Source organism: Delftia sp. WY8, from assembly GCF_018437695.1.
Taxonomy (GTDB): domain Bacteria; phylum Pseudomonadota; class Gammaproteobacteria; order Burkholderiales; family Burkholderiaceae_C; genus Comamonas; species Comamonas tsuruhatensis.
Genome location: NZ_CP049795.1, coordinates 5,607,677 through 5,628,728 on the forward strand (window position 1 = coordinate 5,607,677; position 21,052 = coordinate 5,628,728).

At 68.1% G+C, this 21,052-nt stretch carries 20 protein-coding genes; 11 read left to right on the forward strand and 9 right to left on the reverse strand.

Features of this window, described 5'->3' with window-relative positions; all coding sequences use genetic code 11:
• Positions 1 to 5: 5 nt before the first annotated feature.
• The 7 genes from G4D77_RS25720 to G4D77_RS25750 all read left to right on the forward strand — a co-directional run bounded on the left by G4D77_RS25720 (position 6) and on the right by G4D77_RS25750 (position 7,178).
• Positions 6 to 815 (forward strand): class I SAM-dependent methyltransferase, encoded by an 810-nt coding sequence (locus G4D77_RS25720; protein ID WP_017404536.1) that lies wholly within the window; start codon positions 6 to 8, stop codon positions 813 to 815.
• Positions 812 to 1,258: a ribonuclease HI gene (gene rnhA, locus G4D77_RS25725; protein ID WP_016447441.1), complete on the forward strand. Its 447-nt coding sequence runs from the start codon at positions 812 to 814 to the stop codon at positions 1,256 to 1,258. Before G4D77_RS25720 ends, rnhA begins: the two co-directional genes overlap by 4 nt.
• A gap of 223 nt (positions 1,259 to 1,481) precedes the next feature.
• Complete coding sequence (locus tag G4D77_RS25730; protein ID WP_034365538.1) at positions 1,482 to 2,567, forward strand: porin; 1,086 nt, start codon at positions 1,482 to 1,484, stop codon at positions 2,565 to 2,567.
• 51 nt (positions 2,568 to 2,618) lie between these two features.
• Positions 2,619 to 3,065, forward strand: a complete 447-nt coding sequence (locus tag G4D77_RS25735; RefSeq protein ID WP_017404538.1) for a (2Fe-2S)-binding protein — start codon at positions 2,619 to 2,621, stop codon at positions 3,063 to 3,065.
• Positions 3,043 to 5,286 (forward strand): xanthine dehydrogenase family protein molybdopterin-binding subunit, encoded by a 2,244-nt coding sequence (locus tag G4D77_RS25740; protein WP_154833865.1) that lies wholly within the window; start codon positions 3,043 to 3,045, stop codon positions 5,284 to 5,286. The genes G4D77_RS25735 and G4D77_RS25740 overlap by 23 nt, the downstream gene beginning before the upstream one ends.
• A gap of 38 nt (positions 5,287 to 5,324) precedes the next feature.
• A complete protein-coding gene (locus G4D77_RS25745; RefSeq protein ID WP_016451352.1) occupies positions 5,325 to 6,146 on the forward strand; it encodes a TauD/TfdA dioxygenase family protein in 822 nt (273 codons plus the stop codon).
• 54 nt (positions 6,147 to 6,200) lie between these two features.
• Positions 6,201 to 7,178 carry a Bug family tripartite tricarboxylate transporter substrate binding protein gene (locus G4D77_RS25750; protein WP_026062757.1) on the forward strand — a complete coding sequence of 326 codons (978 nt, stop codon included), beginning with the start codon at positions 6,201 to 6,203 and terminating at the stop codon, positions 7,176 to 7,178.
• Between the two features lie 47 nt (positions 7,179 to 7,225).
• On the opposite strand, the gene G4D77_RS25755 is transcribed toward G4D77_RS25750, so the two are convergent.
• The 9 genes from G4D77_RS25755 to G4D77_RS25795 all read right to left on the reverse strand — a co-directional run bounded on the left by G4D77_RS25755 (position 7,226) and on the right by G4D77_RS25795 (position 15,495).
• Complete coding sequence (locus tag G4D77_RS25755) at positions 7,226 to 7,957, reverse strand: TetR/AcrR family transcriptional regulator (RefSeq protein WP_223275354.1); 732 nt, start codon at positions 7,955 to 7,957, stop codon at positions 7,226 to 7,228.
• 46 nt (positions 7,958 to 8,003) lie between these two features.
• Entirely contained in the window at positions 8,004 to 8,336 is a 333-nt protein-coding gene (locus G4D77_RS25760; RefSeq protein WP_034365530.1) for a thioredoxin family protein, read from the reverse strand.
• A 14-nt stretch (positions 8,337 to 8,350) separates the two neighbouring features.
• Positions 8,351 to 9,688 carry a molybdopterin molybdotransferase MoeA gene (gene moeA, locus G4D77_RS25765; RefSeq protein ID WP_047326770.1) on the reverse strand — a complete coding sequence of 446 codons (1,338 nt, stop codon included), beginning with the start codon at positions 9,686 to 9,688 and terminating at the stop codon, positions 8,351 to 8,353.
• 29 nt (positions 9,689 to 9,717) lie between these two features.
• A complete protein-coding gene (gene mobA / locus G4D77_RS25770; protein ID WP_154833868.1) occupies positions 9,718 to 10,413 on the reverse strand; it encodes a molybdenum cofactor guanylyltransferase MobA in 696 nt (231 codons plus the stop codon).
• Between the two features lie 62 nt (positions 10,414 to 10,475).
• Positions 10,476 to 11,612 (reverse strand): GTP 3',8-cyclase MoaA, encoded by a 1,137-nt coding sequence (moaA, locus tag G4D77_RS25775; protein WP_213757755.1) that lies wholly within the window; start codon positions 11,610 to 11,612, stop codon positions 10,476 to 10,478.
• Between the two features lie 65 nt (positions 11,613 to 11,677).
• Positions 11,678 to 12,463: an SDR family oxidoreductase gene (locus G4D77_RS25780; RefSeq protein WP_154833870.1), complete on the reverse strand. Its 786-nt coding sequence runs from the start codon at positions 12,461 to 12,463 to the stop codon at positions 11,678 to 11,680.
• A 24-nt stretch (positions 12,464 to 12,487) separates the two neighbouring features.
• On the reverse strand, positions 12,488 to 13,087 hold the full coding sequence (locus G4D77_RS25785; protein WP_016447429.1) for a DUF2889 domain-containing protein: 600 nt from the start codon (positions 13,085 to 13,087) through the stop codon (positions 12,488 to 12,490).
• A gap of 73 nt (positions 13,088 to 13,160) precedes the next feature.
• Entirely contained in the window at positions 13,161 to 14,594 is a 1,434-nt protein-coding gene (locus tag G4D77_RS25790; RefSeq protein ID WP_016447428.1) for an aldehyde dehydrogenase family protein, read from the reverse strand.
• 61 nt (positions 14,595 to 14,655) lie between these two features.
• Positions 14,656 to 15,495, reverse strand: a complete 840-nt coding sequence (locus G4D77_RS25795; RefSeq protein WP_213757756.1) for a Crp/Fnr family transcriptional regulator — start codon at positions 15,493 to 15,495, stop codon at positions 14,656 to 14,658.
• A 62-nt stretch (positions 15,496 to 15,557) separates the two neighbouring features.
• On the opposite strand from G4D77_RS25795, the gene G4D77_RS25800 reads away from it, so the two are divergent.
• The 4 genes from G4D77_RS25800 to G4D77_RS25815 all read left to right on the forward strand — a co-directional run bounded on the left by G4D77_RS25800 (position 15,558) and on the right by G4D77_RS25815 (position 21,052).
• On the forward strand, positions 15,558 to 16,100 hold the full coding sequence (locus G4D77_RS25800) for an Mpo1 family 2-hydroxy fatty acid dioxygenase (protein ID WP_016451358.1): 543 nt from the start codon (positions 15,558 to 15,560) through the stop codon (positions 16,098 to 16,100).
• A 147-nt stretch (positions 16,101 to 16,247) separates the two neighbouring features.
• A complete protein-coding gene (gene ppa / locus G4D77_RS25805) occupies positions 16,248 to 16,775 on the forward strand; it encodes an inorganic diphosphatase (RefSeq protein WP_013801496.1) in 528 nt (175 codons plus the stop codon).
• A 180-nt stretch (positions 16,776 to 16,955) separates the two neighbouring features.
• Positions 16,956 to 18,725: a methyl-accepting chemotaxis protein gene (locus G4D77_RS25810; protein ID WP_154833872.1), complete on the forward strand. Its 1,770-nt coding sequence runs from the start codon at positions 16,956 to 16,958 to the stop codon at positions 18,723 to 18,725.
• Positions 18,726 to 19,225: 500 nt separating this feature from the next.
• Complete coding sequence (locus G4D77_RS25815) at positions 19,226 to 21,052, forward strand: methyl-accepting chemotaxis protein (protein ID WP_016447424.1); 1,827 nt, start codon at positions 19,226 to 19,228, stop codon at positions 21,050 to 21,052.

Below are 21,052 nucleotides of genomic sequence, written 5' to 3' on the forward strand. Positions count from 1 at the left end.
TAGGGATGCATCACTGGACGCAATCTGCCCTCGGCCACTACCTGCTGGAATGGGAGCAGCAGCGCTGCGACGAGGCGGTGGCCGATATTTTCGGCTATCACAGCCTGCAGCTGGGCATGCCCATGCTCCAGGGGCTGCGTGCCAACCGCATGCCGCACCGCTGGCTGGCGCTGGATTCCACGCAGGATGCGGCGCCAGCGGACGGCGCCGCCCCGCTGGAGGTTCCCGTGGCGCTGCTGGCCGATCCCGCCGCGCTGCCATTTCCCGAGGCCAGCCTCGACCTGGTCGTGATGCCCCATACGCTGGAGACCTCGCCGGACCCGCATGCCGTGCTGCGCGAGGCGGCCAGGGTGCTGATGCCTGAAGGCCGCATCGTGGTGTGCGGACTCAATCCTGCCAGTTTGCTGGGCGTGCAGCGGCGTGCCGAGCGTGGCGTGTACCTGCCCGATGTGGGCTGGGGCGTGGGTTACTGGCGGCTGCGCGACTGGCTGCGATTGCTGGCCTTCGAGATCGAGGCCGTGCAATTCGGCTGTTATCGTCCCGCCGTGCAGACGGATCGCTGGCTGCGCCGTTGGCAGTTCATGGACCGCGTGGGACGGCTGGGCTGGCCCATGCTGGGCGGTGTGTACTGCGTGGTGGCCGTCAAGCGTGTGCCGGGTGCGCGCATGCTGGAGCCTGCCTGGCGCGGCCGCGCGGTCGTGTCGGGCGCCACGGTGCCGGTCGCCCGTCGCATGCCGGCACAGGCCGCGCCGGACGGTGATCTGCATTCCAACCGGCCTGACGGCCGGGCCATTCATATCAAGGATTTTTTTTGAATCAAGTTGTTATCTATACGGACGGTGCCTGCAAGGGCAATCCGGGTCCTGGCGGCTGGGGCGTGGTGCTGGAGGCTGGCAGCGCCAGGAAGGAGCTGTTCGGCGGCGAGCTGAACACCACCAACAATCGCATGGAGATGATGGCCGTGATCGAGGCGCTGTCTGCGCTCAGGCGGCCCTGCGACGTGGTGCTCTACATCGACAGCCAGTACGTGCTCAAGGGCATCACCGAGTGGATCCACGGCTGGAAGGCCAAGGGCTGGAAGACGGCCTCCAAGGAGCCCGTCAAGAACGTGGAGCTGTGGCAGCGGCTGGACGCCCTGGTGCAGGGGGGCGGGCACCGCATCGACTGGCGCTGGGTCAAGGGCCATGCGGGCGATCCCGGCAACGAGCGCGCCGACGCGCTGGCCAACATGGGCGTGGATCAGGCGCTGGGACGCTGAACGCCTTGTGCGGGACAGGTGCAATGCCTGTCCCTTGCTCCTCTTCCCGAGGACTACCTCAAACGTGGTAGATGAAAACCCCAGACACAGGACTCGATGGGTGCGGCTAATATTTCCATAAGTGGAAATTAATGTGCGCCCTGCCAGGCATCTTCCGTGGCGTGGTGTTTGAAATTGCCACTTGTGGAATTTTTAAACCATCTCACGATGAAAGAGCCTTGCGATGAAATACAAAGCAATTGCCGCATTGGCGATGCTGGGCGGCGCGGGAGCGGCGCTTGCCCAGAGTTCGGTGACGCTGTACGGCAGCATGGACCTGACCATGCCCTGGATCAGCGATGTGCGCGGGAGCCGGCTGACGCGCATGGATTCGGCCATCTCCCAGCCTGACCTCTGGGGCCTGCGCGGTTCCGAGGACCTGGGGGGCGGCCTGAAGGCCTCGTTCCAGCTGGAAAACGGATTCCTCACGGACATCGGCTCGCCGATCTCGCCCACCAGCTACTTCAACCGGGCTTCCTGGGTGGGCCTGGACAGCGCTTCGCTGGGCACGCTGCGGCTGGGGCGCCAGGTCGATTTCACGGCCGGCACGCTGAGCCAATGGGGCAATGGCTACCAGCTCTACAACTTCTATCTGTACCACCCGGGCAACCTGGACGGCCTGTCCAGCCAGTTCCCCGTGGACAACTCCGTGGTCTACCTGACGCCGCGCATGGGCGGTATGCAGTTCGGCGCGCAGTATGGATTTGGCGAGGTGCCGGGCCGCTCGCAGGCCAACCGTACCTACAGCGTCATGGGCAGCTATTCCAGTGCCAAGCTCAATCTGGCCGTGGCCTACACCGATGCGCGTGGCCGTGCCTTCGATATCGCCGGGCGCACGGGCCTGGCGAACGCGCTGGGCCAGGACCTGGTGGCGGGCCGGCCGCTGGTGCTCGATACCTTCCAGGTGCTGGGCATCGGCGGCGGCTACCAGCTCGATGCGCTTCCGGTCCGGCTCAACGCGCTGCTCACGCGCTCCACGCTCAAGTACGGCGCAGCCTCCAGCCACATGAGCGCGCTCGACCTGGGCCTTGCTTGGCAGACCAGCCAGGCGGTGACCATCAACACCGGCTACTCCTTCAGCCGTTTCGAGCAGACGAAGTGGAACCAGGTCCACCTGGGCGCGCGCTACGCCTTCTCCAAGCGCACGCAGTTGCATGCCTCGGTCACGCACCAGCGCGCCTCCGATGGCGTGGCGGCGATGAATTCCGTGGGCGTTGCCAGCGGGCGCACGCAGACCGTGATTGCGGCAGGCATACACCACTCGTTCTGAGAGGCATGAGACATGCAGCCCGGTCGATGCGGGCGCATTGGAGACCCCACGATGAAATTCACCCTCAATTCCCGAAGCGTGGCCTTTGACGGCGACGGGCAGACCCCCTTGCTGTGGGTGCTGCGTGACCACTTCAAGCTGCCGGGCACCAAGTTCGGCTGCGGCATCAGCATGTGCGGGGCCTGCACGGTCCATGTCGATGGCGAGCCCGTGCGTTCCTGCGTGCTGCCCGTCTCGACGGTGGGCGGCAAGGCGGTCACGACCATCGAAGGACTGTCCAGCAACCGCTCCCACCCCATCCAGAAGGCCTGGATGGACAAGGACGTGCCGCAGTGCGGCTACTGCCAGTCCGGCATGGTCATGGCCGCTGCCGCACTGCTCAAGGCCCATCCGCAGCCCACCGATGCGCAGATCGACGAGGCCATGACCAATCTGTGCCGCTGCGCCACCTACCACCGCATCCGGGAGGCCATCCATGCCGCAGCGTCCAAGCAATGAACGGGGCCGCGTGGCCGATTCGGCCATCTCGCTGCGGCGCAGGCACCTGCTCCAGAGCGCCGCTGCGCTGCTGGTGGCGCCTGCTGCAGGCAGCCTGCTGATTCCGCTGGCGCAGGCCGCGCCGCCGGCAGCCGGTGCGGCGGCGGCAGCAGCCATCGGCGACTGGGTCTGGATCGAGCCTTCGGGCCAGGTGGTGATCGGCGTTTCGCAGTGCGAGGTCGGCCAGGGTATCTACACAGGCCTGCCCCAGGTGCTGGCCGATGAACTGGATGCCGACTGGGCCAGCGTGACCGTGCGCTTCGTCACGGGGCGCGACGCCTACCGCAACGATGCGGGCGAGATGCCGTTCCAGCAGTTCGTGGGTGCGTCGATGTCGATGAACTATTTCTATGAACGCATGCGCCTGGCCGGCGCCCAGGCGCGCGATGTGCTGCTGCGCGCCGGCGCAAGCCGCCTGGGTGTGCGTGCCTCCCAGTGCATGACGCGTGCCGGCCGCGTGCTGCACCCCGCGACGGGCCGCAGCGTGGGCTATGGCGAGATCGTGGCCGATGCCTCCAGGCTGCCCCTGGCCGCGCGGCCGCGCATGAAGTCGGCTTCCGAGCAGGGCCTGATCGGCCGCAACCTGCGCCGTGTAGATACGCCTTCCAAGGTCGACGGCAGCGCGGTGTTCGGCATCGATGTCGAGGTGCCCGGCATGCTGATCGGCGCCGTGCGCATGGCGCCCAGCGTGACGGGGCGCATCGTGCGCATCCGCAACGAGGCAGAGGTGCGCGCGCGCCCCGGCGTGCATGCCGTCGTGCGCACCACGCAGTGGCCCGACCCCGAGCCCAGCACCGTGGTCGTGGTGGCCGATTCGTACTGGATTGCCAAGCAGGCTGCCGATGCGCTGGACATCGAATTCGACGCCGGCGCGGCGGCCGGTGTGGACAGCGAGCGCATCCATGCGCAGTTCGTCGCAGGCTTGTCGAACGACAAGGCCGTCGTTGCCCGCAGCCTGGGCAAGCCGCGTGAAGTGCTGGCGGCCGGCAAGACCATCACGGCCGACTACCACTCGCCCTACATCACGCACGCCACCATGGAGCCGCTGGCCGCCACCGTGCATGTGCGCGACGGCGAGGTCGAGACCTGGGGGCCCTACCAGGGCCAGGACTTCCTGCGTGGCGAACTCGGCAAGGCCTGCGGCGTGCCTGCAGACAAGGTGATCGTGCACACCACGTTCCTGGGCGGCAGCTTCGGGCGCAAGTACATGCCCGACTTCGCCCTGCATGCGGCGGCGGCATCCAAGGCCGTGGGCCGGCCCGTCAAGGTCATCCGCTCGCGCGAGGACGACATACGGCATTCCTACTACCGGCCCGGCGCATCGGGGCGCTTGAGCGCCGTGCTCGGCGCCGACGGCATGCCGGCCGCGCTGCATGCGCGCATCTCGGGACAGTCGCTGTACGGGGCCATCAACCCCAAGAAGATGGCCGATGCCGGCGGCTGGGACGAGACTATGGTCGAGTCCATCTACGACCTGATCTACGGCGTGCCCAACCTGCTGGTGGATGCCGTGGACGTGCAGCAGCCCATACCGCTGAGCTACCTGCGCAGCGTGGGCACCACGTCCAGCGTGTTCTTCCTGGAAAGCTTCATCAGCGAGCTGGCCCACACCGCAGGCGTGGACGACTACCAGTACCGGCGCCGCCTGCTGGCCGGCCAGCCGCTGGCGCTGGGCGTGCTGGATGCGGCGGCGCGCGCCGCGCGCTGGGAGCAGCCCGCGCCGGCAGGCCTGCACCGCGCCATGACCTTCAACGTCTACACGGGGCGGGGCGAGAGCTTCCAGACCTTCGTCGCACTGGTCATGGAATTGCGTGTTGTGCAAGGCCGCGTGCGGCTGGAGCGTGCCATCTGCGCCATTGATGCAGGCCGCGTGGTCAATCCGGGCCTGGTCAAGGCCAATGTGGAAGGCGGCATCGGCTTTGCGCTGACCAACACCTTCAAGAGCCGGCTGGACTTCGACAAGGGCGCGGTACAGCAAAGCAACTTCCACGACTACCCGCTGCTGCAACTGTCCGAAATGCCCCGCGTGGAGGTGGTCCTGGTCGAAAGCGACCGGCCGCCCCAGGGCTGCGGCGAAGTGGCCCTGGGCCCCACGGCGCCTGCCGTGGCCACGGCCATGTTCCATGCCACGGGCCGCCGGTTCCGCTCCATGCCGCTGCCGCAGGACATCGCGTCCACCTGATCACCCCCCAACCCGCTTTTCTTGAGAAAAGGAATTTCATGCAAGTCGAACACATCACCCCGTGCATAGGATCGGAGATATACGGCATCGATCTCTCGGACCCGGCGCAGGTGCATGACCATGCGGACGCGCTGCGCAAGCTGCTGGCCGAGCGCCAGGTCATCTTCTTCCGCGACCAGACGCTGGACCCTGCGCAGCAGGTGCGCGTGGCCCAGGTGTTCGGCAAGGTCGAGCCCGTGTCCTCCACCTTTCCCTCGCACCCGGACGATCCCCATGTCGAGCTGCTGATCAGCCAGGGCACGCGCACCGGCACCGACATCTGGCATGCCGACCTGACCTGGCAGACCAAGCCGCCCGCCGGTGCCTGCCTCTACGCCGTGGACGTGCCGCCCACGGGCGGCGACACCATGTGGGCCAGCATGACCACGGCCTTCGCCTCGCTGGCGCCCGAGCTGCAGGCCTATCTGCGCACGCTGCGCGCCACCCACAACTGGGAGGCGCCGGCCCTGAGGCAAAGCCTGATGCGCCGCGATCCCTCGGGCGAGGCCTATCGGGCCACGCGCCTCAAGCATCCGCCGCTGGAGCAGCCCGTGGTCCTGGTGCACCCGGTGACCTGCCTGCCCGTGGCCTTTGTGAACTCGCTCTACACCACGCACATCGAGGGCGTCACCAGCGACGAGAGCGCGGCGCTGATCGCCATGCTCAGCGGCCTGGCCAAGGTGCCTGAGTGGCAGGTGCGCTTTCGCTGGCGCAAGGGCTCGGTGGCCATCTGGGACAACCTGGCCACGCAGCATTACGCGGTCAACGACTACCACCCCGCAGCGCGGCGGATGCACCGTGTGGCGATACGCCAGGCGTGAGCCCGGCCCCGGCCTTTGCTGAAAATGACAAAACCCACGATGAAAGCCCACCCCATGAAAGCGAAACGCAAAACGCTTGCCCTAGGCATGGCCCTGGCCATGGCCCTGCTGGCCGGTCCTGCCCAGGCGCAGGCCTATCCCCACAAGCCCGTCACCATCGTCGTGGCCTATCCCGCAGGCGGTGACACCGATGCGCTGGCGCGCCTGCTGGGCGAGAAGCTGTCGGCCCGCATCGGACAGTCGGTGCTTGTGGACAACCGCGCAGGCGCCAGCGGCACCATCGGCAGCAGCTATGTGGCCAAGGCGCCGGCCGATGGCTATACGCTGCTGCTGGCGCCCAATACCTTTGCCATGGCCCAGCTGGTGCTCAAGCTGGGCGCAGGCCACGGATATGACGTGCTCAACGGATTCACGCCCGTGATCGAGGTCGGCTCCACATCGCTGTTCCTTGTCGCCGGACCCGGCGCGGGCGTGCGCACGCTCAAGGAGGCCGTATCCGCGAGCCAGGGCCGTTCGCTGGGCTACGCCACCCCGGGCAATGGCTCGCCCATGCACTTTCTGGGCGAGATGGTCCGGCGCGCCACGGGCGCCCGCTTCGAGTCCATCCCCTACAAGGGGGTGGCGCCTGCGGTCACGGACGTGGTGGGCGGCCATGTGCCCTTCACCTACAGCACGCTGGGCTCCATCGCGCCCTACCTGCCCGGCGGCAAGCTCGTGGCGCTGGCCGTGGCCGACGCCCAGCGCTCGCCGCTGGCGCCCGACGTGCCCACGCTGGCCGAGCTGGGCTACAAGGACGTGGAGCTGACGGCCTGGTATGGCCTGTTCGGCCCCAGGAACATGCCTGCCGACGTGGTCAGGCTGCTGAATACGCACCTGAACGAGGTCCTCAAGATGCCCGACGTGGTGGCACGCATGGCCACGCTGGGAACCGTCCCTGTGGGCGGCCCGCCGCAGCGCCTGGGCAAGACCAATGCCAGCGACTTCGAGCGCTTCGGGCGGCTGGTCAAGGAGCTGGGCATACAGTCCGACTGAGGGCAGCGCACCGGACGAAAGGAGGGAGCAGCGGGCGCCGGCGCAAGTCAATCCGGGTGGTGGCCCGGGTGTGGTGGGTGGTCTTGCGCCGGCGCATCCTGCCTGATGCGCTCGGCCAGCAGGTGGGACATGAAGCGCAGATAGTGCTCGACCTGCTGGTCTGCCTGCGGCCCTTCCCCGAACAGTTCGGCCAGCAGCGGCCGTGCCGTGGGCAGGAAGGCCGAAATGCTGAGGATGGCCAGGTGGATGAAGCGCGGGTCCACCTGTGCCGGGTGGCTGGCCTGCGCTCCGTCCATCAGCATGGTCGAGGTCAGCTCCAGCCCGCGCCGCGTGATGCGCTGCAGCGGCGTGCCCGAGGGCGGAGGCTCTTCTTCGCTTTCATAGTGGTAGATCTCGGACAGCGCCAGCCGCTCGAACTGCGGGTGCTCGCGCATGAAATCCAGCCGCAGCAGCAGGCGCTGGTAGACGCGCTCTTCCACCGTGCCCTGCGTCCTGAGCGCCACTTCCATGCGGTTTTGCAACTCGCGCATCAGGGACTCCGTCACTTCCTGCAGCAGTCCCTTGAGGCTGCTGAAGTAGTAGCGCACCAGCGCTCGCGTGACGCCGGCCGCCGCCGCGATTTCCAGAATGCTCAGTTGCTCCGGCGTGCGGGTCTTGAGCAGGTTGACCGTGGTCTGCAGGATGATGTCCCGGCCGACGGCATCGTCAGCCAGCGGGCGGCCGCTGTTGCGGCGGGGCTTCTTGGGCGCGGAATCGGCAGGCTTCTTTTGGGACGGCATGCGGGCCATTGTCGGCGATACACAGGCAGCGGCTGCGCCGCAAGTGTCAGGGTTGGGCGGTGATGCGGGCCAGCGCGTCCTCGATCTCGCGGGCCTGCTGGGGCCGCACCAGCCTTTGCACCTCCTGCCCGTCACGCAGAAAGACCAGGGTGGGCCAGAGCTTGACGCGGTAGCTGCGTCCCAGGGCCCTGCCGGGGCCGTCTTCCACCTTGATGTGGGCCACCTGCGGGGCGGCATCCAGCGCCTGGGCAATCAGCGGTTGCGCGCGCTGGCAGTGGCCGCACCAGGCGGTGCCGAACTCCAGCAAGGTAGCGCCGGGCAGCGTATCGACGGTGCTGCGATCGGGGGCGTCGGTCAGGTGCTTGGACTGGAAGGGCATGGGGCAATCTCCTGTCAGGGAAAGGCCTGCAGCGGCAGGATGGACACGGTTTCGCCGGCTTGCACGGCAGCGCGCTCATGTTCGAGCACGATGAGGCAGTCGGCCTCGGCCATGGAACTGAGTACGCCCGAGCCCTGCGGCCCCGTGGTGCGCACCATGCAGCGGCCATCGGCGCCCTTGGACAGAATGCCGCGCTGGTACTCGGTGCGGCCGGGCCGCTTGGACAGGGCCTGCGCAGCCACAGCCTGGGGCAGGGCGGCCGATTCACCGTCCACGGCGGCGGCGCCCATGAGCTGCAGCAGCGCCGGCCGTACAAAGACCAGAAAGCTCACCATGGCAGCCACGGGATTGCCGGGCAGGCCGATCAGTACCGTGGTGCGTGCCGGTGGCCGGCTGGCGGCAAATGGCGTGCCCGCATCGGGTTGCAACAGGCCCACGGCCAGCGGCCGGCCGGGCCGCATGGCCAGTCGCCAGAAATGAACGCTGCCCATGCGTTGCAGCATGGCGCGCGTATGGTCGGCCTCGCCCGCACTGATGCCGCCGCTGGTCAGCACCACGTCGGCCAGGGAGGCGGCTTCGCGCAGGCGCTCCTGCAAGGCTTCGGGCTGGTCGGCCACCACGCCCAGGTCCAGCACCTTGACGCCCATGCGCTGCAGCAGGCCGATGAGGCTGAAGCGGTTGCTGTCGTAGACCGCCCCTTCGCGCAGCGCCGTGCCGGGGTGCAGGATTTCATCGCCCGTGGAGAAATAGGCCACGCGCAGCCGCCTGCGAACATGCACCTGAGACTGGCCCAGGCTGGCGATCAGGCCCAGGGCCGCCGGATGCAGGCGCTGGCCCGCCGCCAGCGCCACGCAGCCCTGGCTCAGATCCTCGCCGCGCCTGCGGCGGTTGTCTCCGGTGCGCACGCTGCCGGCGGGGATGCGTACATGGTCGGGCGAGGCCGCATCGGCGGGCTCGGTGCGTTCGTGCGCGATCACCGTGTCCAGACCGGGCGGCAGCACGGCGCCCGTCATGATCTTGATGCACTCGCCCGCCCGCACCGTGCCATGCCAGGGCTTGCCGGCCAGGGCCTGGCCGACCACGCGCAGCACCAGCGGGGCGCCGGCCTGCAGCTGGCTGCCGTCGAAGGCATAGCCATCCATGGCGGCGTTGTCATGTGCGGGCACGTCGATGGGGGAGACGATGTCTTCGGCCAGCATGCGGTCCAGCGCGTCGGCCAGCGCCAGTGTTTCCACATCCGCCACCGGGCCCAGGGGCTGCAGCAGGCTGGCCAGCTGGGACAGTGCCTGATCAACGCTCAGGTCCTGGGCGGAGGCGATGGGGGCGGAGGCGGGCTGGAAGGTGGCGGTCATCAGAACGGAATCCGGTGGGGCAAGGCCGGTCACGGCGGCGTCACGGGCACACAGGCCAGGGCCTGCGCCAGGGCCTGCAGCTCCTGCTGCGTGTTGGCGTTGGCAAAGGCCAGCGGGCTGTCGTCCGCGCGATCGAAGAGGGCGGTGGCGCAGCGGTGCTGGCCCGTCCAGGCATCGATCTTGCGGCCGCCCGAACGTATGAAGGACTGCAGGCTATCACGCAGCGATGACCGCATCAGGCAGAACACGGGCTGGGCCCGCAGCCTGGATTGATCTGTATCAAGCGAGCGTTCCCAGCCATGGGCGACGACGATGTCGGCCGCAGGCTGCTGCGCCAGCGCAGCCTGCGCGAGCCGCTGTACAAGGTCCTGGGGGAACAGCGGCGTGTCGCAGGGCACGCAGACCAGCCAGGGTGTCTGGCAATGGGTGAGGCCGCTCAGAAAGCCGGCCAGCGGGCCGGGGTAGTCGGGTTCGGCATCGGGCCAGACCGGGGCGCCATAGGGGGCGCCCAGTTGCGCATAGGCCTCGGCATGGCGATTGGCGTTGAGCATCAGATGCCCGACCTGGGGCGCAAGGCGGTCCAGCGCATGGGCTGCCAGCGGCTGGCCCAGAAAGGGCTGCAGGCCCTTGTCGATGCCGCCCATGCGCATGCCGCGCCCGCCTGCCAGCACGCAGCCCGTGATGTCGCTCAAGGGCAGGGTGTCGGGCAGGGAGGAAACGGGCATGTGTGGCTTGTGATGGAGAAACCGAGGGGAAGGGGAAAGGGAGCCCCGCGCGACGCGCGGGCTCAGCCGCCGATGTAGCTCATCTCTATGCGCCTGCGCTGCGTGTCCGTGCTGGACGGCAGGCTGGCGCGCAGTTCGGAATAGCGGTCGGTGCGCTGCTGCCAGATGGGGGCCAGCGCGGCTGCCACTTCCTCGTCGCTGGCGCCGCTGCGCAGCAGGCTGCGCAGGTCCCAGCCTTCGGAGGCGAACAGGCACAGGTACAGCCGGCCCTCGGTGGACAGGCGCGCACGGTTGCAGTCGCCGCAAAAGGCGTGGGTGACGCTGCTGATCACGCCGACCTCGCCCAGCGAGGGATCGTACAGGCCCTGCGCATCGGCATATCCCCAGCGCACGGCGGTCTCGCCCAGGCTGCTGGCCTGCAGCGGCACCAGGGGCAGCTCGGCGCGCAGCCGGGCGATGACTTCGTCGGAGGGCAGGACCTCGTTCATGCGCCAGCCGTTGGTCGCGCCCACGTCCATGTATTCGATGAAGCGCAAGGTCACGCCCGTGCCCTGGAAGTGGCGCGCCATGGGCAGGATCTGGTCCTCGTTGGTGCCGCGCTTGACCACCATGTTGACCTTGATGTTGCCCAGGCCTGCCGCCTGGGCCGCCTCGATGCCGGCCAGCACGTCGGAGACCGGGAAGTCCACGTCGTTCATGCTGCGGAACACCGCGTCGTCCAGCCCGTCCAGGCTGACGGTGACGCGGTTCAGGCCGGCCGCCTTGAGCGCCCGGGCCTTGCGCGCCAGCAGCGAGCCGTTGGTGGTCAGCGTCAGGTCCAGCGGATGGCCATCGGGCGTGCGCAGTGCAGACAGCTGCTCCACCAGCGTTTCCACGTTCTTGCGCAGCAGCGGCTCGCCGCCGGTCAGGCGGATCTTGCGCACGCCATGCTGCACGAACAGGCGGGCCGTGCGCGTGATCTCCTCGAAGCTCAGCAGCGAGCCGTGCGGCAGGTAGCGGTAGTTCTTGTCGAAGACTTCCTTGGGCATGCAGTAGCTGCAGCGGAAGTTGCAGCGGTCGGTGATGCTGATGCGCAGGTCGCGCAGCGGCCGGCCAAGCCTGTCACGCAGATCGCCGGTGGGCGCCTGCAGCAGTCTTGGCACGGTGGCCGGGCGCGTGGGGGCGCGCTCGTCGACCAGGGGGATCACTCGTTCTGCCATGCCCGCGATTTTGCCCGAATGCCTATGTCCAGGCTCTGCGCAAGCCTGCAGATCTTGATCTGCGTCTAGACGCAGCGCGCTCCGTCCACCTCGATGCAGGTGCCGCTGATGAAGGCCGCCTCGTCGCTGGCCAGATACAGCGCGGCATTGGCCACGTCCAGCGCCGTGGAAAAGCGGCCCAGCGGAATCGTCGCCCGAAAGCGCGCGCGGCGCTCCTCGTCCACGGGGCCGCCGGCAAACTCGGCGGCCAGGCCGGTGTCGGGGTTGAAGACGGGGTTGATGCAGTTGACGCGGATGTTCTCCGGGCCCAGTTCCGCGGCCATGGACTTGCTGGTCACGATGACGGCGCCCTTGGAGCCGTTGTACCAGGTCAGCCCCGGGCGCGGGCGCAGGCCTGCCGTGGAGGCGATGTTGATGAAGCTGCCGCCGCCGGGGCGGCCATCGGCCATCGGCGGATTGGCGCGCATGGCCGGCACGCCGTGGATGGCCGAGAGATAAATGCTCTTGACGTTGATGGCATAGACCCGGTCGAACTCGGCCTCGCTGACTTCGAGCATGGGACGGTTGCGGTGCGTCCAGCCCGCGTTGTTGACGAAGACATCGAGCCGGCCGTGGGCCTGCAGCGTGGCGGCCACCAGGGCCTTGACCTGTTCGCCCTGCGTCATGTCCGCCTGCACATAGAGCGCGCAGCCGCCCACGGCGTTGATGGCCTGTGCCACGCGCGTGCCGGCCTCGCGGTCGATGTCGTTGACGACGATATGCGCGCCTTCGGCGGCCAGCCGCATGGCGATGCCGGCTCCTATGCCGCTGCCGGCGCCTGTGACGATGATGGATTTGTCCTGGACACGCATCGGGCTTTGCTCCTCGGTCGGGGGTCAGGCCCCCTGGGTTTCGGTGGTGGCTGTGGTCGCCGGGGTCGGGGCCACGCCGCCTGTGCCGGGCTGCCAGCCCACGAACTGCGGGTAGTAGCGCGCCACGCCGGGGCCATTGAAGTCCCAGCCCAGGCACTGGCCCAGGTGGCGTGGCGGCTGGCTGGGGTCGGCATCGCCAAAGACGCCGGGCACGGACTGGAAGGCGGCCGTGGCCATGTTGAACAGCAGCTCGCGCAGATGCGTGCAGCTGGCCACGCCGCCCAGGTTCTCGTTGATGGCCTTGCGCCATCCGCGCGCCATGCTGCAGCCGACCATTTTCTGCAGGGCCCGCGTGGCCTCGGGGCAGTGGCCCAGCGGATGGGAGTCCATGACGACCTCGATGGCCTGCACCGCCAGGCGGGCATCGACCGTGGTGCGTATCCACATGTGGTGTATGGCCGTGCCGGCCGGCATGTGGCGGCCGCCGCTCAGTTCGATGTCATGGGTCTTGCTGTCGCGCAGCTCGCCTTCGATGTCCCAGAGGCCATCGGCGCGGGCGTAGCTGCGGTAGCGCACGTCGCGTTCATGCTGGGGCGTGCGGTCGGGAACGGGAGACAAGGGCATGGGGAATTCTTCTTTCTGTCGCGTGCGGCCGGCTGGCGCCGGGCACCTTGCGATTTTCCGTCATGCGCCAGGATCAGCCATGCCGTATGGCGACGGTCTTCAGCGTGGTGAAGCCATAGAGCGCCTCGAAGCCCTTTTCGCGGCCATGGCCGCTGGACTTGACGCCGCCGAAGGGCAGCTCCACGCCGCCACCCGCCCCGTAGTTGTTGACGAAGACCTGGCCGCAGCGCAGGCGCCGCGCCAGGCGCAGCTGGCGCGCGCCGTCACGGGTCCACAGGCCGGCCACCAGGCCGTAGGCCGTGCCGTTGGCCAGTTGCACGGCATGGTCCTCGTCATGGAAGGGCATGGCGCAGAGCACGGGGCCGAAGATCTCTTCCTGCGCCAGCCGGTGCTCGGGTGGCACGTCGCGCAGCAGGGTGGGCGCCTGGTAGAAGCCGCTGTCGGGCGCATGCTCCACGATCTGGCCCTGCGCCACCACGGCAATGCCTGCCACCTGGGCGTCGGACAGGAAATCCCAGACACGCTGCTGCTGGCTGGCGCGGATCAGCGGACCCAGGTCCAGGTCCATGGCGGCCGGACCCACGCGCAGCGCCTCGAAGGCCTGGCCCAGGCGTTCGAGCAGCGGCTCGTAGATCAGCGAGTCGATCAGCACGCGCGAGCCTGCCGAGCAGGTCTGGCCGGCGTTCTGCACGATGGCGTTGACGATGGCCGGCACGGCGGCGTCCAGGTCCGCATCCGCGAACACGATCTGCGGACTCTTGCCGCCCAGCTCCAGCGTGACGGGGCAGTGCCGTTCGGCCGCAGCCTGCTGGATCAGCGTGCCCACGCCGGGGCTGCCCGTGAAGCTCAGGTGGTCCACTCCTGGATGGCGCGCCAGGGCCTCGCCCACCTCGTGCCCCAGGCCGGTGACCACGTTGAAGGCGCCTGCCGGAAAGCCGACCTCGGTGGCCAGCCGCGCCACGCGCAGCACGGACAGGCAGGCGTCTTCCGAGGGCTTGACCACGCAGGTATTGCCCGCGGCCAGCGCCGCGCCCACGCTGCGGCCCAGGATTTGCATGGGGTAGTTCCAGGGGACGATATGGCCGGTCACTCCGTGGGGTTCGCGCCAGGTCAGGGCGCTGTAGCCTTGCTGGTAGGGCAGGGTCTCGCCGTGCAGCTTGTCGCAGGCGCCTGCATAGAACTCGAAGTAGCGTGCCAGCGCCAGCGCATCGGCGCGGGCCTGGCGCGTGGGCTTGCCGCAGTCGCGCTGCTCGATGGCCGTGAGTTCATCGGCATGCTGCAGCACGCTGCCCGACAGGCGCATCAGCAGGCGCCCGCGTTCGGCGGCCGAGAGCTTGCTCCAGACGCTGTCCTGGCATTCGCGCGCAGAGCGCACGGCCAGGTCGATGTCCTGGGGCGAGCCGCGTTGGAGCTCGTCGAAAGCCTGCCCGTCCGACGGGTCCAGCACGGGGATCGTGCGTCCCGATTCCGTAGGCACGGACGCATTGCCGATGTGGTGGTATTGCATGGAGCCCGATTGTGGGGCGCCCGGGACGCTTGTCCAGTCCCGGGCGTTGCAGCGCGCCTGCCTACTGCGCAGGCCAGCCCGCGTCGCGCAGGCCTTGGCGGTCCAGCACCTCCATCTTGCCGCGCCGCAACTGCAGGCAGCCGGCCAGTTGCAGCTCCTGCAGGATCTGGTTGGTGGTCTGGCGTGACAGGCCCAGCATGCGCGCCAGCTGCTCCTGGGATACATCCAGCTCGCGCCGCCAACGCTGGCGGCCCTGGCCGTCGGGCTGCCACTGGTCAAAGCCTTCGGCCATGCGCACCAGGCGCCGCGCCAGGCGCTGGGGGGCCGGCAGCAGCGTGTGCTCTTCCAGCGCCACCAGGCACACGCGCAGCTTGTCCGTCAGCAGCAACGCCAGCGCTTGCCAGTGTCCGGGGTGGGCGGCCAGCCACTCCATCAGCGGTGCCTGGGGCACGTGAAGCACGATGCAGGCCGTGGCGGCCTGGGCATCGTGCGTGCGTTGTGCGCCATCGAACAGGGCAATCTCTCCCAGCCACATCGGCGGCTCCACCAGGGCCAGCAGCGCCGTGCGGGCCTGCTCGCCGCAGGCGGCCGTGCCCGAGATGCTGAGGGCGCCACGCGCCACCGCGTACAGGCCGCAGGGCGGGTCGCCCCGGCGAAACAGCCAGTCGCCTGCGGCCAGCGTGCGGGGCTGGGCCAGTGCCTTGAGCTGCGCGGCCAGCTCTGGCGGCAGGGCGTGGAACCAGCGGCCTGCCTCGACGGTGGCCCAGAGATCGGCCATGCCCGGCGGACCGGCCACTGCGCGGCGCCGTGCGCCGCGCGTGGCGGCGGCAGTTGCCGTGGCTGCCGGAGCTGCCGGTGCGGGTAAGCCCGAGGTGTGCGATGAGGCTTGTGTCGGATCCATGACAGACGCCAATCCTTGATGACACCACCATGGTTGCGCAACATCCACTGCCGGTGCAGCCTATGAAAACCCTCATCGACCAACTGTCCCAGTACGCGGACTATCACCGTGATCCACGCAACATCCTCACGCACTTCTTTGGCGTGCCGCTGATCATGTGGGCCGTGGTGATCCTGCTGGCACGTCTGCAATGGGCGATGCCATTGGGCGACGGCCTGCCTGCCCTGCCGCTGAGCCTGGCCTTGCTGGCGGCGCTGGCGGCAGGCATCTATTACTGTTTGCTGGACCTGCGCTACGGCATTGCCATGGCTGTGGTGCTTGCCCTGATGCTGGCCTTGGCACAGCCCATCGCCATGCTGCCGTTGGGGGCTTGGCTGGGATGGGGGCTGGGCATCTTTGCCGTGGGCTGGGTGATCCAGTTCGTGGGCCACTACTACGAGGGCCGCAAGCCAGCCTTCCTGGACGACATCCTGGGCCTGGTCATCGGACCCCTGTTCGTGCTGGCCGAGCTGGGCTTTGCACTGGGCCTGCGCCGCGAAGTGCAGCATGCGGTGGAGCAGCGCAGCGGCCCCGTGCGCCGGCGCGCGGGCGGGGCACACGCCTGAGACCGGGCGCTGCAAGCTTGGCGCAGGCTTGCGCCCTTAGCATGGCGGGCGTTCCTGCGGAGCCATCCGTGGGGGCGTGTGCCTGCGCCTAAAATCACGCTGCTATCCCCTGCGGGGGCTCTTTCGTTTCAACTCTGCTTATCCATCATGTCTTTCGACAAAGTCACACCGGGCAAGAACGCTCCTGAATCCTTCAACGTCGTGATCGAGATCTCGGCCAACTCCGATCCCATCAAGTACGAAGTGGACAAGGAAAGCGGCGCCGTCTTCGTGGACCGCTTCATGGGCACGGCCATGCACTACCCGGCCAACTACGGCTATGTGCCCCAGACGCTGTCCGGCGACGGCGATCCGGTGGACGTGCTGGTGATGACGCCCTTCCCGCTGCCCCCGGGCGTGGTCGTGGCCTGCCGCCCCATCGGCATCCTGCTCATGGAAGACGAGTCCGGCGTGGATGGCAAGGTCCTGGCCGTGCCCACGCAAAAGCTGCTGCCCGCCTACGACAAGATCAACACGCTGGAAGACATCCACGAGATCACCCTCAAGCAGATCCAGCATTTCTTCGAGCACTACAAGGACCTGGAAAAGGGCAAGTGGGTCAAGGTTCTGGGCTGGAAGGGCGTGGACGAGGCCAAGAAGGAAGTCGTGGACGGCATCGCCAACTACAAGGGCTGATCCCTTTCACTCCCGTCGAGGGAGTCTCAACTGCGCTGAGGTAAATGCCCGCTTCGCAGTTGATACAATTTGAAACGCACCCGGTGCCTAGGCGCCGGGTGCGTTTTTTGTTTTGTCATGGATCAGGGTTTGGACAGATCAATCAGGCGCTGATGGGGACATCGGCCCGGGAGCGAGCAAATGAAGGTGGCAGATTGGCGCATGGGCACGAAGCTGGGCATGGGATTCCTCGTCATGGTCCTGTTCTCGGCGGTTCTGGGGGCGGTAGCCTGGTTGCAACTGGCGCAGATGCACCGCAACGCATTGCATTTGTCGGATGTGGCCCTGCCCAGCATGTTCCATGCGGGCGCCATGCGATCCGAATACAACCGCCTGCGCCGCCACGAGGCCGGCATTGCCTCCGCGCGCAGCCTGGCCGAGGTCGATGGCTTTGCCAAGCAGGTGCAGGACCGGCTGCAGACCATTGGCGAGCATGAGACGGCCCTGCGTTCGCTGATCGACCAGCAGGCCCTGCGCGCGGCCTTCGACGACTACCTCGGCTTCAAGCAACAGTTCCTGGCCATGCATGCGCGATTGCTGGAGCGTGCGCGCGCCGGCAACTATTCCACCACCGAGGAGCAGGCCTTCATGGCCGACGAGATGGGGTTGATGTTCGCCGGCGAGTCCGAGGCGCAGTTCGGCAAGCTGGCCGAAAGCGCCGGCCGCCTGCTGACCCTGCAGCGCGAGGCGGGCGAGCAGGCGCGGCAGCAGGCGCAGGCAGGCTTTGACCTGGCCCGCATCTGGGTGCTGGGCACGCTGACCGCGGTGGTGGCGATTGCGGCCCTGGTGGGCTGGGCCATCACGCGTGCTGTCACCGGCCCGGTGGCCCAGGCCGTGGCCGTGGCGCGCAATGTGGCGGCCGGCCATCTGGAAAAGCCGGTCACCAGCCGGCGCCGGGATGAAATGGGCCAGCTCATCAACGCACAGGAGGACATGCGCCGCAAGCTCGCCGAGCTGGTGGGCGATGTGCGCGGCAATGCGCACGGCGTGGCGCTGGCCGCTGGCGAGATCGCCCAGGGCAATGCGGACCTGTCGGCGCGCACCGAAAGCCAGGCCAGTGCTCTGGAAGAAACCGCAGCCTCCATGGAGCAGTTGGGCGCCACCGTGCGCCAGAACGCGGACAACGCGCGCCAGGCCAACCAGATGGCTGCCTCCGCCTCGGGCATTGCCGCGCGTGGCGGCGAGGTTGTGGCCCAGGTGGTGGACACCATGAAGGGCATCAACGACAGCAGCCGCCAGATCGCCGACATCATCGGCGTGATCGACGGCATTGCCTTCCAGACCAATATCCTGGCGCTGAACGCCGCCGTGGAGGCGGCCCGCGCTGGCGAGCAGGGCCGGGGCTTTGCCGTGGTGGCCGGCGAGGTGCGCACGCTGGCCCAGCGCAGTGCCGAGGCGGCCAAGGAGATCAAGGCCTTGATCCAGGCCAGCGAGCAGCGTGTGGAGCAGGGCACGCAGCTGGTGGACAAGGCCGGCGAGACCATGTCCGAAATCGTCGCCGCCATCCGGCGCGTGACCGACATCATGGGCGAGATCAGCGCCGCCAGCAGCGAGCAGAGCGCGGGCGTGGCCCAGGTGGGCGATGCCATCACGCAAATGGACCAGGCCACCCAGCAGAACGCCGCCCTGGTCGAGCAAAGTGCGGCCGCTGCCCAGTCGCTGCAGCAGCAGGCGCGGGCCATGGTGGCATCGGTATCGGTGTTTCGCACGGCGCCGGGAGACTCGACAGCGGTCCCCGAGGTGGCTGAGACCGCCAAGGCGGCCGTGGCGGTGCCGCGCGCAACGGCGGCCGCCCCTTTGGCATCACCGCCGGTCCTGGCGCCCATCGCAGCCCGGCCAGCGAAAACTGCCACGCCAGCCCAGGTCAGCAGGACCGCGACCGCCGACGACGAGGAGTGGGCCGCGTTCTGAGGCCTTGCCCGCAGCTGTGCCCCATCCTCTGGCGGCCCCATGCCCTGCATGGGGCCGCTTTCTTTTTGCGTGCTGCGTTGAGCTTGCGCACGCCGGGTGGCAGGAGGCTGTGGCGCAAATCCTCCAGTGAAGGTTTCTGCCTACTGCAAGTACCTGAACTTGTCCTGAACAATGCTTGGATACTGGCAGAATGTAAATAGATGTAGTCCTATTCTTACAGATTGAGGAACGGCCGCTCCTGGCCTCGTTCGCTCGGAACGAAGGGATATCCCATGATTACCTTGTTCTCATGGCCGCCTGGCCTGGCGGCCATCGGCCATCCAGCAGACCGCGCTCCCGCGGGGTCCCGTCCTCCCCCTCTCCAAGCCTTGCCTGCCAGCTGCCATCGGCCGGTGCGGCTGGCCTGTTTCTGCAAGGTTCGCGCCGGGCCTGGCTGATAGCCTGCCCATGGCGCGAGACAGAGCAAGACGCAACAAGATGACGGGACCTCTACAAGAGAGATGAATGTGAAAAACCTCAAGATTTCAACGCGCATGCTGGGCACCTTCGGCCTGCTGGTGCTGCTGCTGCTGGCCGTGGTGGCCGCGGCCCTGGTGCAACTGCGCTCCATGCGCACCAGCATGGAAGTCATCACCGGCAATGCCATGCCCAGCGTGGAAGTGATCAACCAGATAGGCACCGATGTCGTGCGTACCCGCTTGCTGGAGGTGCGGCACGTCAACAATGATGATGTCGCCTACAAGACCGATTCGGAAAAGCAGCTGGAGCAACTGCAGCGCCGCCTGGCCGAGCGCAAGAAGGCCTACGAGCCGCTGCTGTCTTCCGACGAAGAGCGAAGGCTCTACGCCCAACTGCTCCAGGAACGCGAGCGCTACCAGCAACTGAGCCAGCAGGTGCTGGCGCTGTCACGCCAGGGCGAAAAGGAAAAGGCCCAGGCCGTGCTGGGCGGCGAGTCGCTGAAGCTCTACAACGATTCGTCGAACACGCTGGATCTGCTGGTCAAGCTCAACAGCGATGCGGCCGTGCAGGAAAGCCGCAATGCCGAGGCTGTCTATGGGCGCTCGGTCGTCGTCCTCAGCGTGGCGGCGCTGGCCGCCGTGCTGCTGGCCGTGCTGGCCGGGCTGTGGCTGACGCGCTCCATCCGCACGCCGCTGGCCCATGCGGTCGATGCCGCAGACCGCGTGGCCAATGGCGATCTGGGCGGGACCATTCACATCGACCGCCATGACGAAACCGGCCTGCTGCTGGGCGCGCTGCAGCGCATGCAATCGAGCCTGGTGCAGACCGTGCGCAGCGTGCGCCAGAACGCCGAAGGCGTGGCCTCGGCCAGTGCGCAGATTGCCTCCGGCAATGCCGACCTGTCCAGTCGCACGGAAGAGCAGGCCAGCGCGCTGGAGCAGACGGCGGCATCCATGGAAGAGCTGGGCTCCACCGTGCGCCAGAACGCCGACAACGCACGCCAGGCCAATCAGCTGGCGCTCAATGCATCGAGCGTTGCGCGCCGCGGCGGCGACGTGGTGGCCGAGGCCGTGGAAACCATGAAGGGCATCAATGACAGCAGCCGGCGCATCGGCGACATCATCGGCGTGATCGACGGCATTGCCTTTCAGACCAACATCCTCGCGCTCAATGCCGCGGTGGAGGCTGCGCGTGCCGGTGAGCAGGGCCGGGGCTTTGCCGTGGTTGCGGGCGAGGTGCGCTCGCTGGCGCAGCGCAGCGCCGAGGCGGCCAAGGAAATCAAGGCGCTGATCACGGCCAGCGTGGAGCGTGTGGAGCAGGGCTCGCAACTGGTGGACCGCGCAGGCACGACCATGACCGAAGTGGTGGCTGCCATCGGCCAGGTCACCGACATCATGGGCGAGATTAGCGCGGCCAGTACCGAGCAGAGCTCCGGCGTCGCCCAGGTCAGCGAAGCCGTCACGCAAATGGACCAGACCACGCAGCAAAACGCTGCCCTGGTCGAGGAAAGCGCGGCCGCCGCTGCCTCGCTGCGCAAGCAGGCGCAGGACCTGGTCGAGGCCGTGGCCGTGTTCCAGCTGCCGCGCGGTGCCATGGACAGCCATGCGCATGTGCCCAACAGGATGGTGGCGCAGGCCAGCGCCGCGCCACGCGCCGCAGCGCAGCCTGTCCGGCCGAACCCGCCGGCCAGCCCCGCACGGCCTGCGGCCTTGGGGGGCGGCGGTGCTGCAGCGGGTGGCGAGACACTGGCCCGCCGGCTTGAGCGCGATGCCACGCCTCCCATCCAGCCACGCCCTGGGCCCGCAGCAACAGGCAAGCCGGCTCCGCGCCAGCCCGGTCAGGGCGATGACGACTGGGAAACCTTCTGA